Genomic DNA, 12,910 nt, shown 5'->3' with positions numbered 1-12,910 from the left:
AGACCAGATGGTGTCGGCGCGAAGTGAATGATTCCACCTAAGCCTGCGAAACCGGACTCGATGGAGCGTATTGTTGCGGCTGCCGTGTTAACGGCAGCGGCGCCTGTCTATCGGGACGTTCAAAGCCCGCGCATCCGTCATGCGGAGCGGCGGGGCCGAAGCCGGGTCAGATAAATAAGCGATGTACATTGCGGAATGAAAAAAAGCCCGTACCAGAACGGGCTTGAATCTATTGTTGTTCAGTGAAGACACAGCGGAGAGCAAGATTATGCACGAAGGCCAGTTATCTGGATAATTGATAAGCAAAATATCTGATATCAAAAATATCAATAATGATGGCCCTGCACCGCACTGCTCCTATCCCCTGCACACCTGAGCCAGACCATCAAAAACGGGGTCCAGTCATCAGCGCAAGCCGACATTATACACATTTCCCGTATTTCGCGCTGTGTCCGCTGTAGGGCGGACCCGCTTGTTGCAGCGCAAGTTGCCAAAAAAGACAATGCACTTGCCTGTGGCGCGTGCTATGCTCCCCTTTTATAGCCCAACCAATGATGTCGATGACCAGCTCCACGCCAGACCAGCAAGCCACCACTCCTGACACGCCAGTCGATGCAGCCCCAGCGGCGGCACCGGCCGCAGCGACCACGCCGGCGCCTGCCGGCCTGACCGCACGCGCGCTGCTGAAGCAGTTCCAGGAGCAATTCCCGCCATTCCGCGATTGCCTGCCCTTGTCGATCGGTATCGACAAGCAGATCCTGGCGCGCCTGCCGGACCTGGACCGCAAGCTGATGCGCACGGCGCTGGGCATCCACACGGGTTCGCTGCGCTACCTGCGCGTGATGGAAAAAGCCAAGATCCGCTACGACCTCGACGGCACGGCCGGCGCGGAAGTGACGCAAACGCACCGCGACCACGCCACGCAAGTCTTGCAGCAGCGCTTCAAGAAGGAAGCCGAGCGCAAGAAAGCCGAGCGCGACGCGGCGGCCGCCGAAGAAGCGAACCGCTTGCGCCTGGAAAAACTGAATCAGCTGACCGCGAAATTCTCGCGCAAAGGCTGATCCGGTTTCATGGACACAGCTGCCGTACCGCCACTCCCCCCGTATCAAGGCATCGCCCTCGACCACGTCAAGCTGGTACGTACCAGCGATGATGCACAGGCGGCCATGGCCGCCCTGCTGGCAGCGGACGCCATCGGCTTCGATACGGAGTCGAAGCCTACTTTTGTGAAGGGCGAGTCCTCCACGGGGCCGCATCTGATCCAGCTGGCTACCGACGACATCGCCTACCTGTTCCAGGTGGGCAGCACGCCGGCGCCGGCCCTGGCCGAACTCAAAGCCATCCTCGAATCGACCACCACCCTGAAGGTGGGCTTTGGCCTGTCCGACGACGTCAAGCGCCTGCGCAACAAGCTGGGCATCGCGCCAGCCCAGGTGCTCGACCTGTCCGTCGCCCTGCGCGGCGGCCAGCGCAACGACCTGGGCGCGAAGACGGCCGTGGCCAAATTTTTCGGCCTGCATCTGCAGAAATCGAAAAAGATCTCCACCACCAACTGGGCCACGTCGCGCCTGACGGAAAAGCAGATCCTGTACGCGGCCGACGATGCGCAAGTGGCCCTGCGCGTGTACCGCCGCTGGATCGCCGAAGGCGGCAAGGTGGCGCCGCAAAAAGCGCCGCGCGTCAGCACCCCGCCTGCCCCGCCGCCAGTCGCCGCCTGAGCCGGCGCGCCTTCCTGCAACATGAGCAAGAACAAGTCCATCGGCACCACGCCTGACGCGATCACCGCCGCCGAACAGGCGCTGGGGCGTGGGCTGCCCGCGTCCTACGTACAATGGTTATTGGTCAACAATGGCCGCGCGCTGGGCGCCTTGAGCATATTTCCCGTCTACGACGCGGCTAATGCGCGCAAGACGTGGGAATCGATAGAACGCCATTACCGCACCGACTGGCAAGAGTGGCTCGAGAATACGGATGACGGCGATGCCGCATCCCTGCTGCCCTTTGCCCAGTTCGGCACGGGCGATTACTATTGTTTTGACTATGCGCAAACGGGTCCATCGGGCGAGCCGGTGGTCGTGCTATGGTCGCACGAAACAGGGACTGCCACCACAGTGGCGCCCGACTTTGCGTCATTCCTGATACTGCCCGGCCGCCCGGGCTGACACCCGGCGGCCGGCGCAGCCTTATTTAACCAGGCGCAAGGTCAGGGGATAGCGGTAAGTGACGCCATTGCTGGCCTTGACGGCAGCGACGATCGAGCACACCAGATTGGCCAGCGCCACGATCCAGAACAGGAACAGGCCGATCAGCACGAACGACAGGATGAAGCAGGCGAAATACCAGATGATCAGGGTGATCTGGAAATTGAGCGCTTCGCGGGCATTCTCGGCCGAGAATTGATCCGCATCGTCTTTCTTGATCAAGTAAATGATCAGCGGCGCCACCCAGCTGGTGAACAGGCCGCCAACGTGGGACAGAATGGCCAGCGTCGTATCTTGCGTACGACCCAGTTCCGGCTGCGTGTTATCCATTATCTTTCCCATCATTCGTTATAGATACTTCAATATAACAGCAATATTTCCTTTTGGAATGAAACACTTGCTGGCGCAAGGACTTTTTTTCATGTGCCGCTTGCCGCCCTCTGCGCCAGCCGCCCCAGGGTGGCGATGGCCTCTTCCAGCTGCGGACTCCACGGGTGGCCATAATTGAGGCGGATGCAGTGGCGAAACGCGCGCGTGGCGGAAAAGATGGGGCCGGGCGCGATGCTGATGCCGGCCGCCAGCGCGCTGCGGTGCAGGGCCAGCGCATCGATGCCCGCCGGCATTTCAACCCAGACGAAATAGCCGCCCTGCGGCCGCGTTACCCGCGTGCCGGGCGGAAAATGCACGGCGATCGCTTGCAGCATGGTGTTTTGCTGCGCAGCCAGGGTCAAGCGCAGCTGGCGCAAATGGCGGTCGTAGCCGCCCTGCGCCAGATAATCGGCCAGCGCCATCTGCAGGGGGATGGGCGCAGACAGGCTCGTCGTCAGTTTCAAGCGCTCGACCTGGCGCGCATAGCGGCCCGCCACGGCCCAGCCCAGCCGGAAACCGGGCGCCAGGGTCTTGGAAAACGAGCTGCAATGCATGACGAGGCCCGCGCTGTCGTGGCTTTTCGTCAGGCCCGGACGCTGCTTGCCGAAATACAGCTCGCCATACACGTCATCCTCGATCAGCGGCACGCCATGGCGCGCCAGCAGTTCGACCAGCGCGCGCTTCTTTTCCGGCGGCATCAGGCTGCCCAGGGGGTTCTGGAAACTCGTCATCAGCCAGCACGCCTTGGGCCCGTGGCGTTGCAGCAACTCTTCCAGCGCGGCCAGGTCGACGCCGTCACGGGGGCTGGTGGCGATCTCGACGGCCTTGAGTTCCAGCCGCTGCAGCGCCTGCAGGCAGGCATAGAAGCTGGGCGACTCGATCAGCACCGTGTCGCCGGGCCGCGTGACGGCTTGCAGGCACAGGTTCAGCGCTTCCAGCGCGCCATTCGTGATGACGATGTCGTCGCTGGAAACGGGCACGCCGTCAAGCTGGTAGCGCAGGGCGATCTGGCGGCGCAGCTCGGCATTGCCCAGCGATAAATCGGTGACGGTGCTCCACGGGTCGAGGCGGCGCATGCTGGCCGACACGGCCCGCGCCAGCCGCTCCATGGGGAACAGCTGCGGGCTGGGAAAGGCCGAGCCGAACGGCACGATATCGCGCGCGCCCGCGGCGCCCAGCACCTCGAACACGAGGTCGCTGACATCGACGGTGGTGCTGGCGTCGAGCGGGTGGGAACTGTCCGGCTCGGGGGCCAGCGCGGCGCGCTGCGGCGCCACGTAATAGCCGGAGCGGGGACGCGAGACGATCATGCCGCGCGCTTCGAGCAAATAATACGCCTGGAACACCGTCGACGGGCTGACGCCCCTGCGCGCATGCTGCTGGCGTACGGAGGGCAATTTATCGCCAGGCAGCAACAACTGCGTGGCTATCATGGCGGCGACTTCTTCCGCCAATTCCTCATATCGTTTCAACCCTGCTCCTCAAACTGATCCGTAGTTTTATTGCACAACTGATCCTGTCACAGTGACAGCACCCGGTATATGCTAGGGTAACAACATCCGGGCAGCAACACCGGCACGGCACATCGACCGACGAGACAGGTTATTTCCCCATGCAACTCCCCATGCAACTCCCCATGCTACTGCATTCTCCCCGCGTGCTGGTGCTGGCCCTGGCTATCGCCTGGCCCGGCATGGTGCTGGCCGCGCCCGCCGCGCTGCCAGCCGGCCACGACAGCCTGGAACAGCGCATCAAGGCGTGCACGGCCTGCCATGCGCCGAAGGAACGCCACGACGCCTTCTTTCCCCGCATCGCCGGCAAGCCTTCAGGCTACCTGTACAACCAGCTGCTGAACTTTCGCGAGGGACGGCGCCAGTATCCGATGATGAACTACATGGTCGAACACTTGCCCGACGATTACCTGCGCGAAATTGCCGACTATTTTGCGGCGCAGCACCCCGCCCCGCCGCCGGCCCAGCCCAGCGGCGCCGGCACGATGGCCCTGGAGCGCGGCAAGCAGCTGGTGCTGCACGGCGATACCAGTAAAAAGATTCCCGCCTGCATCGCCTGCCATGGCGAGAAGCTGGCCGGCGTGGCGCCCGCCATCCCCGGCTTGCTGGGCTTGCCGCGCGACTATATCAATGCCCAGCTGGGCGCGTGGAAGAACGGCATCCGCCGCGCCCACGCGCCCGACTGCATGGCGCAAGTGGCGCAGCGCCTGTCGGACGCGGACGTGGGCGCCGTCTCGGCCTGGCTGGGCACGCAAGTGGCCAGCGCCGACGCGCGCCCCGCCAGCAGCATCGCCCTGCCCTTGCCCCTGCATTGCGGCGGCGTGCCGGGCTCCGGTGCGCAGGTGGCGCCATGAAAAAATGGATGATCGCGATTGCCGGCGTTGCCATCGTTGCGGCCGGCGCCAGATTCGTACTGTACCCAGACGACGACATGGGCCCGCCCGCCGTTGCCAGCACCCTGAGCCAGGAACAGCTGGTCGCGCGCGGCGCCTACCTGGCCAAGGCGGGCGACTGCATGGCCTGCCACACGACGCGCGGCGGCGTGCCCTACGCGGGCGGCCGGGCCCTGCAGACGCCGTTCGGCAAGGTGCTCTCGCCCAACATCACGGCCGACAAGGAAACGGGCATCGGCAGCTGGACGGCCGACGATTTCTGGCGCGCCATCCACAACGGCAAGTCGAAAGACGGCCGGCTGCTGTATCCGGCCTTTCCCTACACCAGCTACACCAAGGTGCAGCGCGAAGACAGCGACGCCCTGTATGCGTATTTCCAGAGCGTGCCGCCGCACAAGCAGGAGAATACGCCGCACGCGCTGCGCTTCCCCTACAACCAGCAGATCGCCCTGGCGGCCTGGCGCGCCCTGTATTTCAAGCCAGGCGTGTACCAGCCGCTCACGGGCAAAAGCATGGAATGGAACCGGGGCGCCTACCTGGTACAGGGCCTGGGCCACTGCAGCGCCTGCCATAGCAGCCGCACCACCCTGGGCGGCAGCGACGACGGCCTGTCGGGCGGCCTGATCCCCGTGCTGGGCTGGTATGCGCCGTCGCTGACGTCCGACGCGGAAGCGGGCCTGGGCGACTGGGACACGGCGCATATCGTGGAATTGCTGCAAACGGGCGTCTCGCCGCGCGCCACCGTCTTCGGCCCCATGGCGGAGGTCGTGCGGCAAAGCTTGCAGCACATGAGCGGCGCCGACGTGCAGGCCATGGCCGTCTATCTGAAAAGCCTGCCCGGCCCCGCGCAGCCCGCACCACGGGCGCCGCGCGACACGTCGGAGCAAGCCCGGCAGCAACTGGCGCTGGGCGCAAAACTGTATGAGGCGCAGTGCGCGAGCTGCCACCAGGCCGACGGCAAGGGTGTACCGCCCGGCTACCCGCCGCTGGCCGGCAACCGCGCGCTGACGACGCAGTCGGCCGTGAACGCCATCCGCCTCGTGCTCAACGGCGGCTTCGCGCCCGGGACAAAAGGCAACCCGCGTCCCTACGGCATGCCGCCGTTCGGTCCCGTCATGGATGATACGGAAGTGGCGGCCGTGGTCACGTATCTGCGCGCGTCGTGGGGCAATGATGCGCCGGCGGTGAGCGCTTTAGAGGTGAATAAATACCGCAGCGTGCCGCTGGAGTAATGCCGTTTGACGATTATCTCAAATTGAGATAATCTGTAATCACGGTATCACTTCGTCACGGCATCGCTTCGGCGTATGCGCATCGTCGCCAACAAGGCTTTGATCGATTTCGCCAGGAAACACCCCCTGGCGGGCGAGCCCATGCAGGCATGGCGCAAGATCATCGAATCGCGGCCGTTTGCCAATTTCGCCGTGCTGAAGTCGATATTTAACGCCACGGATCGCGTCGGTGATTACTATGTTTTAATATTGGCGGTAACAAGTACCGGATCATTGCCGCCATTCACTTCAATCGCCAATTGCTGTTCATCCGGGAAGTGTTGACGCACAAGGAGTACGACGCATGGAAACCTTGATGCATCGTGAGATGATTACAGAAATTACTGTCCACTATCAGGCCTTGTCCAAACTGGTCCCTCTGCAGGCGATTCCTGATGCGCCCGCTTATGAACAAGCTGTCAGCGTATTGCATCAGCTATTGGACGCGGGGGCGGCCGATGAAAAACACCCGTTGGCGGGGTTGGTTGACAGTATCGGCCGGTTGATAGCCGATTACGATCAGGAGCATTTCCCGGCTGCCCCTGTTTCGCCTGCGGCCACGCTGCGCCAGTTAATGGAACAACATGCACTGACACAGTCCGACGTACCGGAAGTCGGCACACAAGGCGTCGTCTCTGAAGTGCTCAACGGCAAGCGGGATCTGAATGTGCGGCAAATCAAGGCCCTGGCACAACGATTCGACGTCCCTCCCAGTGTTTTTATTGCGTAATCCAATAAAAACCGGCTCACGCCGGTTCTTTTCATGTCAAACAGCCGTTCTCAGCGGAACTTGCTCTTGTGCCCCGTTTTGAGGTCCAGCGCATAGCGCACGCCGTTGTCCGTCAGCATGACTTCATCGGGCGGTTCTTCGCCGGCCAGGGCGCCGTCGATCAGGGGCAAGCCTTCGCCCTTGCGCATCAGGTCGTCGCAGCGCTCATACACGTTCACGCAGCCGGTGGACGCCATCAGCGATTGCACGATGGCCACTTTCCACGCGTCGACGCCGCCGGCGTTGAATTCGCAGATCAGATAGCCCTGCACGCCGCCAAACAGTTGCACCACCAGGCCCGGCAAGCCCTCGTCTTCACCCTTGATCAGGGTCAGCAGCTGGTTTTCGCCGGCCTTCTTGATGGCTGGCAGTTTTTTCTCGATGGCGGCCTTGACCCTGCGCTTGATCAGCGCGTGGTCGACCGGTTCGTCTTCCTTGAAGCTCCAGATGCGCGCGCGGATCTGCGACTTCGAATTGTAGGCGGCGCGGGCGATAAATTGTTTCGAAGAACTCTGCACGATGGCCGTCGAGCCGGGCTTCATTTTTTCCTGCGGCTTGCCTTCGACTTTTTCAATCGCGGACGCGTAAATCCACGATTGGCCCAGCAAGCTCTTTTCCTTGCCCTGTTTGATGGTGATGATCAGCATGTAATTCCAGTAGTGTGAGCGGCGCGTGCCCCTCGTCGTATGTCCAATACCGGCATGATACCTCATGCCATCCTGTCGCATCCTCCTGCATTCCATGCCGCTGCCGGCGCAGTCTGTCGCAGCGCGCTACGCAGGCGCAGCAGCCTCGCATACCATGCCTGTAGTCCAATTCAAAACAGGGAGCAAGAATGACACCGACACTTTTCCACCGCCGCCGCGTCAGCGCCGCGACCGCCCTGCTGCTGGCCGCCTGCGCGCTGGCCATGCCGGCCGCGCCGGCGCTGGCCTCGCCACTGGACTGGATTTCCGGCAACAGCATCCAGGGCAGCGGGAAGCTGCAAAAACAGACGCGCGATGTGGGCAGTTTCCATGGCGTGGCGCTGAACGTGCCGGGCACGGTCGAGCTGCGTATCGGCAACACGGACAGCGTCACCATCGAAGCCGACGACAATATCCTGCCGCTGATCGAGACAGCCGTGGAAAACGGCACCCTGCGCATCCGCCCCGCCAAGCGCAACGCGAATTTCCGCCAGAGCAGCCTGACCATCGTCATCCAGGCGCGCCAGGTGGAGCGCGTCAGCGTGGGCGGCTCGGGCAACATCACGGCAACGGGCTTGCGGGCCGAGAATCTGCGCTTCGACGTGGGCGGTTCCGGCTCCATCAACGCGCGCGAGCTCGACAGCCGCCAGGTGTCCGTGGCCATCGGCGGCAGCGGCAACTTCAAGGCCAGCGGCAAGACCGAGCAGCTGACGGCCTCCATCGGCGGCTCGGGCAATATCCAGGCGGGCAAGCTGGCCGCGCGCGACGTGCAGGTGAGCATCGGCGGCTCGGGCGAGGCGCAGGTATGGGCCAAGGATGACTTGACCATCAGCATCGGCGGTTCGGGCGAAGTCAGCTACTACGGCGACCCGCGCATCAGCCGCAGCATGCAGCGTTCAAGCAGCATCAAGCGCCTGGGTGCCGCGCCGAATTAGGCCCCCACAATGACAAAAGCCCGGAGCGATCCGGGCTTTTTGCGTTTCAGACAGCCAACATCAGCGTGCCGGCTTCACCGGTTCGCGGTCGATCAGGACCGTGTTGACGCTGTCGGTCAGCCAGATCTGGCCATCCTGGATCGTGCATTGCAGCTGCATGGTGCGCTGCGCCAGCTTGCTCATGTCTTGCGCCGCCTCGGACGGCAAGTTGATCACGGTCAAGTTCTTCGCCCGTTCCAGTTTATTCGCGATCTGCTTCCACCAGATGTGGCTGGTTGCGCCATAGCTGTAGACGATGACCTGTTCCGAACGGCCGCAGGCCTTCAGGATGCGCTTTTCATCCGGCTGGCCCACTTCGATCCACAGCTGGATGGCGCCCGTCAAATCCTTCTGCCACAGGTCGGGCTCTTCCGTATCGAACAGGCCCTTGGTGAAGGTCAGCGCCTCGTCCGCATGGATGGCGAACGCCAGCAGGCGCACCATCATGCGCTCGTCCGTTTCGGACGGGTGGCGCGCCAGGGTCAGCGCATGATCCTGGTAGTAATTGCGGTCCATGTCGGCGATCTGCAGATCGGCTTTGAAAATTGTTGCTTTGAGGGCCATCGTGTTTCTGTCTCGGTAAAGTAAATAGTGAAGTCGGTATCAGCGGAAAACCACGGTCTTGTCGCCATTTTTCAGGATGCGATGCTCGACGAACCATTTCACGGCGCGCGCCAGCACCACGCACTCGACGTCGCGGCCGATGGCCGTCAGCGTTTCCGCATCCATCGCATGGTCGACGCGCTCGACGTCCTGCTCGATGATCGGGCCTTCGTCCAGGTCGCCCGTGACGAAGTGGGCCGTCGCGCCGATCAGCTTGACGCCGCGGTGGTGCGCCTGCGCATACGGCTTGGCGCCCTTGAAGCTGGGCAGGAAGGAGTGGTGGATATTGATGGCGCGGCCGTCGAGCGCCTGGCACAGGCCGGGCGACAGGATTTGCATGTAGCGCGCCAGTACCACCAGGTCGATCTTGTGCGTGTCCATCAGGTCGAGGATCTTCGCTTCCTGCGCCAGCTTGGCCGCTTCCGGCGCACCGGCCGCCAATGGCAAGTGGTGGAAGGGAATATTGTAGCTGGCCGCCAGCTGGTAGAACTCCATGTGATTCGACACGATGGCGGGAATTTCCACGTTCAGCAAGCCGCTCTTGTAGCGGAACAGCAAATCGTTGAGGCAATGGCCGATCTTCGACACCATCAGCATCACGCGCGGCTTGACGCGCGCATCGTGCAACTGGCCATGGAAGGGGCCATTGCGCTGCATGACTTGCGACAAGTCGGCGAAGTCGCTGCGCAACTGGGCGTCGCTGACGGCGCCGTCTTCCAGCGCGAAATGCACGCGCATGAAGAACAGCTGGGATTCCTGGTCGCCGAACTGGGCGGAATCGAGGATGTTGCAGCCGTGATCGGCCAGGAAGCCGGACACGCGGTGCACGATGCCGCGCTGGTCCAGGCAGGACAGGGTCAGGATGTATTCGGGATGCGTCATGGTCGCGGAAATAGGTAAAAAAGTAAGGCGATGCTCGGCTCAGCCACGCGCGCCGGCCATCGGCTGCGCTGCCGCGAGCCGGCTATTGTCGCACGGCCGGGCCGGTAAGCCGGCATTTTCCACACAAACAGCATGGCTGCCAGCAGCAGCGAGCTAACTGGCGTTCATTTGATCTAACACAAAGCCATCGCGTTTTTGCGCCTGCCAGCTCCCATTCTCGCGCCAAACCGGTAACTGGCGTGGAACCTGGCACGCCATCCGGCGTCTATCTCTTTGCTTGTTTCACCATACGCCGCATCCGGTGCGCCGGATGTTTTCTGGATCAGCTTTTCATTGAGGTAGAACATGTTCACAAACAGTATTTTCCCCAGTCTCAGCCCGGCCCTGAAGTCCCATCTCGAGGCCCAGTGCAATTTCGCCACGGAACTATCGCGCAAGATGTTCGATACGGCGCAGCAATTGAGCGAGCTGCATCTGCGGCTGGCGCAGGACTTGCTGCACGAGTGGAGCAACGCCAGCCAGCAACTGCTGGGCGCGCGCGACACGGGCGAGTTCATGTCGCTGGCCGCTGGCCAGTTGCAGCCAAGCAGTAACAAGCTGCACCAATACCAGCAGCAGCTCGGCAATCTCGTCGCCAACGCCAATGTCGAGATGAACCGCACGGCAGAGAACCACCTGCCCGAAACGAGCCGCACGGCCGTGGCCTTCGCTGACGAAGTGGTGCGCAAGACAGCGGAAGAAACGGAAAAAGCCACGCAGCGCCAGCGTGAAATGATCGAAAAAATGCACGCCATAGGCCACCGCGACGGCGCGGGCCGCAGCCGCGATAACAGCAGGCAATCCGATCAGGCGCATTGAGCGCCTGCACAGACCACTTGACCCCCACTCGACAGCAAGGAGAGCGACATGGCTAGCAATCAAGGTAACGAACAGGGCAAAGGCACTGGCAGCAGCCAGAAAGCCAGCGAATCGGGCAGCGCCAAAGGCACGAGCAAGCGCGGTTTCGCCGCCATGAATGAGGAACAGCAACGCGAAATTGCCAGCAAGGGCGGCCAGGCAGCCCATCAAAAAGGTACGGCGCATGAATTCGACTCGGAAGAAGCGCGCCGTGCCGGGCAGAAAGGCGGTGAAGCCGTCAGCCGCAACCGCGAACACATGGCGGAAATCGGCAGGAAAGGCGGCGAAAGCCGGCAATCGGCCCAGCGCGCCAATGAAAACCGCAGCAGCACGGCGGGGCGCAGCGGCGGCACCGGCCGGCAGGGCGGCAAGGACGAAGACGACAAGGGCTGACCGGGCTGCAGGACTTGCCGGGACGAGCAAGCGGCTTAGCCCGGTAACGCACGGCTTGGCGCGCGAAGGCACGGGGCGGCCCTGGCAGCTCCGTGCAAGGGGTGGCGCAGCGCGGGGCGCGGCGGTATGGTACATTCTCGCCTTACCGACACCTCCGCGCCACGTCCCGCCCCTCCCCGCATGCAGCCATCCCTGAAATACCTGAGCGCCTATTCCGAACAAACGCAAGCGCAAGTGCAGCAACTGATCGTGCAAGACAAGCTGGGCGAAGTGTTATTAAAACGCTACCCGAACGCGCACGATGTGCGCAACGACAAATCGCTGTACCAATATGTGCAGGACTTGAAGAATGAATTCCTGCGCAATGCCGAGCCGATTAACAAAGTGGCGTTCGACAGCAAGATCCATGTGATCCAGCATGCGCTGGGCTTGCATACCTCGATCTCGCGCGTGCAGGGAGGCAAGCTCAAGGCCAAACATGAAATCCGCGTGGCGACCATGTTCAAGGAAGTGCCGCTGGAATTCCTGCGCATGATCGCTGTGCACGAACTGGCGCACGTCAAAGAAAAGCAGCACGACAAGGCCTTCTACAAGCTGTGCACATATATGGAACCGCAGTACCACCAGTACGAATTCGACGTGCGCCTGTACCTGACCCAGCTCGACCTGTCAGGCCAGCGCCTGTGGTCATGAACTGCTGCGCATGACGGCCTGCGCATGAAGTCCACGTGAAAATGCCGCCCCGGCATACACTGGGCAGCATTGTTCGAGTGCGCTGGCTAGTCAGCATGGCCGCCCGGTAAAACGGGCGGCTTTTTTACAGGCGCGCCGGCATGGCCGGCACCACGTTCAGGCTCAGACGGCGTTCTTGCGGCGAAGCATGAAGCCCAGCAGGCCCAAACCGCCCAGCAGCATGCCGTAGGTGGCCGGTTCCGGCACGGCGCTCACAGTGGCGGCGATATTGTCGACCTGGAAGGTATGCAAGGCGCCTTCCTTCCACGTTGCCGACAGCAGATTGCTGAAACCCGTAAACGTGTAGTCGGCGAAGGTGTGGCCGCCGCCGAGGGTGAAGGTCTGGCTCACCGTGCCGCCGCCCACCTGGTGGCCGACGAAGGTCACGTCAAAGGAACCGGGCAAGCTCACGAAGTCGGCCAGGCTGATCGAGCTCAGCGAGAAAGCGCCGCCATCGGCACGGCTCAAGGTAGTCGTCGACAGGAGCGTCGCGCCGAGACCGGCCGAACCGGCGTAGGCGAGGCTATTCTGGTGTGCCGAGCTCAGCAGCCCGAAACTGCTGTCGAAGTTGTAGCCGCCTTCGGAGTAGGACTTGAACACGGAACCGAAGTAGCCGGGTTGTTCCAGCGGATCGAAGCCGATGATGGTGGTTTGTGCGTGGGCGCCGCCAGCGCTGGCCAGAATGGCGGCGACAGCGGTCGCTCGCAAGAGGGTCATAGGTTTCAAAAT

General features: G+C 62.6%; 17 protein-coding genes. 11 read left to right on the top strand and 6 right to left on the bottom strand.

Annotated elements, in window-relative coordinates:
• Positions 1-551: 551 nt before the first annotated feature.
• From AC1Q6X_RS15820 to AC1Q6X_RS15810, 3 genes are read left to right on the top strand one after another with little or no spacing between them, the layout of a single operon-like run.
• Positions 552-1,061, top strand: a complete 510-nt coding sequence (locus AC1Q6X_RS15820; RefSeq protein ID WP_070224995.1) for a ProQ/FINO family protein — start codon at positions 552-554, stop codon at positions 1,059-1,061.
• 9 nt (positions 1,062-1,070) lie between these two features.
• Positions 1,071-1,718 carry a 3'-5' exonuclease gene (locus tag AC1Q6X_RS15815; protein WP_070313170.1) on the top strand — a complete coding sequence of 216 codons (648 nt, stop codon included), beginning with the start codon at positions 1,071-1,073 and terminating at the stop codon, positions 1,716-1,718.
• Between the two features lie 21 nt (positions 1,719-1,739).
• Entirely contained in the window at positions 1,740-2,162 is a 423-nt protein-coding gene (locus AC1Q6X_RS15810) for an SMI1/KNR4 family protein (RefSeq protein WP_070313169.1), read from the top strand.
• Between the two features lie 21 nt (positions 2,163-2,183).
• Here the strand turns inward: AC1Q6X_RS15810 and AC1Q6X_RS15805 are convergent, their stop codons facing one another.
• Together AC1Q6X_RS15805 and AC1Q6X_RS15800 are read right to left on the bottom strand one after the other, a co-directional pair.
• Positions 2,184-2,531, bottom strand: a complete 348-nt coding sequence (locus AC1Q6X_RS15805) for a DUF4870 domain-containing protein (protein ID WP_070224992.1) — start codon at positions 2,529-2,531, stop codon at positions 2,184-2,186.
• An 89-nt stretch (positions 2,532-2,620) separates the two neighbouring features.
• On the bottom strand, positions 2,621-4,042 hold the full coding sequence (locus AC1Q6X_RS15800; RefSeq protein ID WP_230505938.1) for an aminotransferase-like domain-containing protein: 1,422 nt from the start codon (positions 4,040-4,042) through the stop codon (positions 2,621-2,623).
• 164 nt (positions 4,043-4,206) lie between these two features.
• Here AC1Q6X_RS15800 and AC1Q6X_RS15795 point away from each other — a divergent pair, with 164 nt between their 5' ends.
• From AC1Q6X_RS15795 to AC1Q6X_RS15780, 4 genes are all read left to right on the top strand, one after another.
• The gene (locus AC1Q6X_RS15795; protein WP_492497767.1) at positions 4,207-4,935 is read left to right on the top strand and encodes a c-type cytochrome; all 729 of its coding nucleotides are present in this window, start codon (positions 4,207-4,209) and stop codon (positions 4,933-4,935) included.
• Complete coding sequence (locus tag AC1Q6X_RS15790) at positions 4,932-6,206, top strand: c-type cytochrome (RefSeq protein ID WP_492497766.1); 1,275 nt, start codon at positions 4,932-4,934, stop codon at positions 6,204-6,206. The genes AC1Q6X_RS15795 and AC1Q6X_RS15790 overlap by 4 nt, the downstream gene beginning before the upstream one ends.
• A 248-nt stretch (positions 6,207-6,454) precedes the next feature.
• Positions 6,455-6,562, top strand: coding sequence for a type II toxin-antitoxin system HigB family toxin (locus AC1Q6X_RS15785; RefSeq protein ID WP_492497831.1), 108 nt, complete (start codon positions 6,455-6,457; stop codon positions 6,560-6,562).
• Complete coding sequence (locus tag AC1Q6X_RS15780; RefSeq protein ID WP_083287837.1) at positions 6,550-6,975, top strand: helix-turn-helix domain-containing protein; 426 nt, start codon at positions 6,550-6,552, stop codon at positions 6,973-6,975. The genes AC1Q6X_RS15785 and AC1Q6X_RS15780 overlap by 13 nt, the downstream gene beginning before the upstream one ends.
• 50 nt (positions 6,976-7,025) lie before the next feature.
• Here the strand turns inward: AC1Q6X_RS15780 and AC1Q6X_RS15775 are convergent, their stop codons facing one another.
• Complete coding sequence (locus tag AC1Q6X_RS15775) at positions 7,026-7,661, bottom strand: class I SAM-dependent rRNA methyltransferase (protein WP_070224987.1); 636 nt, start codon at positions 7,659-7,661, stop codon at positions 7,026-7,028.
• A 188-nt stretch (positions 7,662-7,849) separates the two neighbouring features.
• Between AC1Q6X_RS15775 and AC1Q6X_RS15770 the strand changes: the two genes are divergently transcribed.
• Positions 7,850-8,635, top strand: a complete 786-nt coding sequence (locus AC1Q6X_RS15770; protein WP_492497765.1) for a head GIN domain-containing protein — start codon at positions 7,850-7,852, stop codon at positions 8,633-8,635.
• 60 nt (positions 8,636-8,695) lie between these two features.
• Here AC1Q6X_RS15770 and AC1Q6X_RS15765 read toward each other — a convergent pair whose 3' ends face one another.
• Both AC1Q6X_RS15765 and purU read right to left on the bottom strand, forming a co-directional pair.
• Positions 8,696-9,238, bottom strand: coding sequence for a YaeQ family protein (locus AC1Q6X_RS15765; RefSeq protein ID WP_070291303.1), 543 nt, complete (start codon positions 9,236-9,238; stop codon positions 8,696-8,698).
• Between the two features lie 39 nt (positions 9,239-9,277).
• A complete protein-coding gene (gene purU, locus AC1Q6X_RS15760) occupies positions 9,278-10,159 on the bottom strand; it encodes a formyltetrahydrofolate deformylase (protein WP_070224981.1) in 882 nt (293 codons plus the stop codon).
• A gap of 345 nt (positions 10,160-10,504) precedes the next feature.
• On the opposite strand from purU, the gene AC1Q6X_RS15755 reads away from it, so the two are divergent.
• From AC1Q6X_RS15755 to AC1Q6X_RS15745, 3 genes are all read left to right on the top strand, one after another.
• Positions 10,505-11,017 (top strand): phasin family protein, encoded by a 513-nt coding sequence (locus AC1Q6X_RS15755; protein WP_492497764.1) that lies wholly within the window; start codon positions 10,505-10,507, stop codon positions 11,015-11,017.
• Positions 11,018-11,065: 48 nt separating this feature from the next.
• Positions 11,066-11,449, top strand: coding sequence for a KGG domain-containing protein (locus tag AC1Q6X_RS15750; RefSeq protein WP_070224979.1), 384 nt, complete (start codon positions 11,066-11,068; stop codon positions 11,447-11,449).
• A gap of 180 nt (positions 11,450-11,629) precedes the next feature.
• The gene (locus AC1Q6X_RS15745) at positions 11,630-12,142 is read left to right on the top strand and encodes a YgjP-like metallopeptidase domain-containing protein (RefSeq protein ID WP_121668939.1); all 513 of its coding nucleotides are present in this window, start codon (positions 11,630-11,632) and stop codon (positions 12,140-12,142) included.
• A 162-nt stretch (positions 12,143-12,304) separates the two neighbouring features.
• Here the strand turns inward: AC1Q6X_RS15745 and AC1Q6X_RS15740 are convergent, their stop codons facing one another.
• Positions 12,305-12,898 (bottom strand): PEP-CTERM sorting domain-containing protein, encoded by a 594-nt coding sequence (locus AC1Q6X_RS15740; protein WP_240453578.1) that lies wholly within the window; start codon positions 12,896-12,898, stop codon positions 12,305-12,307.
• Positions 12,899-12,910: the final 12 nt, after the last annotated feature.

Source organism: Janthinobacterium sp. GW823-FHT06H09, from assembly GCF_058794735.1.
The sequence above is the reverse complement of the archived record's forward strand: the minus strand, read 5'-3'. Positions and strand labels throughout refer to the sequence as shown.

Excerpts from the sequence above, each read along its gene's own strand:
- AC1Q6X_RS15805 (WP_070224992.1), bottom strand. The coding sequence starts at position 2,531 with ATGGATAACACGCAGCCGGAACTGGGTCGTACGCAAGATACGACGCTG.
- AC1Q6X_RS15775 (WP_070224987.1), bottom strand. The coding sequence starts at position 7,661 with ATGCTGATCATCACCATCAAACAGGGCAAGGAAAAGAGCTTGCTGGGC.
- AC1Q6X_RS15745 (WP_121668939.1), top strand. The coding sequence starts at position 11,630 with ATGCAGCCATCCCTGAAATACCTGAGCGCCTATTCCGAACAAACGCAA.
- AC1Q6X_RS15765 (WP_070291303.1), bottom strand. The coding sequence starts at position 9,238 with ATGGCCCTCAAAGCAACAATTTTCAAAGCCGATCTGCAGATCGCCGAC.
- AC1Q6X_RS15790 (WP_492497766.1), top strand. The coding sequence starts at position 4,932 with ATGAAAAAATGGATGATCGCGATTGCCGGCGTTGCCATCGTTGCGGCC.
- AC1Q6X_RS15820 (WP_070224995.1), top strand. The coding sequence starts at position 552 with ATGATGTCGATGACCAGCTCCACGCCAGACCAGCAAGCCACCACTCCT.
- AC1Q6X_RS15780 (WP_083287837.1), top strand. The coding sequence starts at position 6,550 with ATGGAAACCTTGATGCATCGTGAGATGATTACAGAAATTACTGTCCAC.
- AC1Q6X_RS15795 (WP_492497767.1), top strand. The coding sequence starts at position 4,207 with ATGCTACTGCATTCTCCCCGCGTGCTGGTGCTGGCCCTGGCTATCGCC.
- AC1Q6X_RS15770 (WP_492497765.1), top strand. The coding sequence starts at position 7,850 with ATGACACCGACACTTTTCCACCGCCGCCGCGTCAGCGCCGCGACCGCC.
- AC1Q6X_RS15815 (WP_070313170.1), top strand. The coding sequence starts at position 1,071 with ATGGACACAGCTGCCGTACCGCCACTCCCCCCGTATCAAGGCATCGCC.
- purU (WP_070224981.1), bottom strand. The coding sequence starts at position 10,159 with ATGACGCATCCCGAATACATCCTGACCCTGTCCTGCCTGGACCAGCGC.
- AC1Q6X_RS15755 (WP_492497764.1), top strand. The coding sequence starts at position 10,505 with ATGTTCACAAACAGTATTTTCCCCAGTCTCAGCCCGGCCCTGAAGTCC.
- AC1Q6X_RS15810 (WP_070313169.1), top strand. The coding sequence starts at position 1,740 with ATGAGCAAGAACAAGTCCATCGGCACCACGCCTGACGCGATCACCGCC.
- AC1Q6X_RS15740 (WP_240453578.1), bottom strand. The coding sequence starts at position 12,898 with ATGACCCTCTTGCGAGCGACCGCTGTCGCCGCCATTCTGGCCAGCGCT.
- AC1Q6X_RS15750 (WP_070224979.1), top strand. The coding sequence starts at position 11,066 with ATGGCTAGCAATCAAGGTAACGAACAGGGCAAAGGCACTGGCAGCAGC.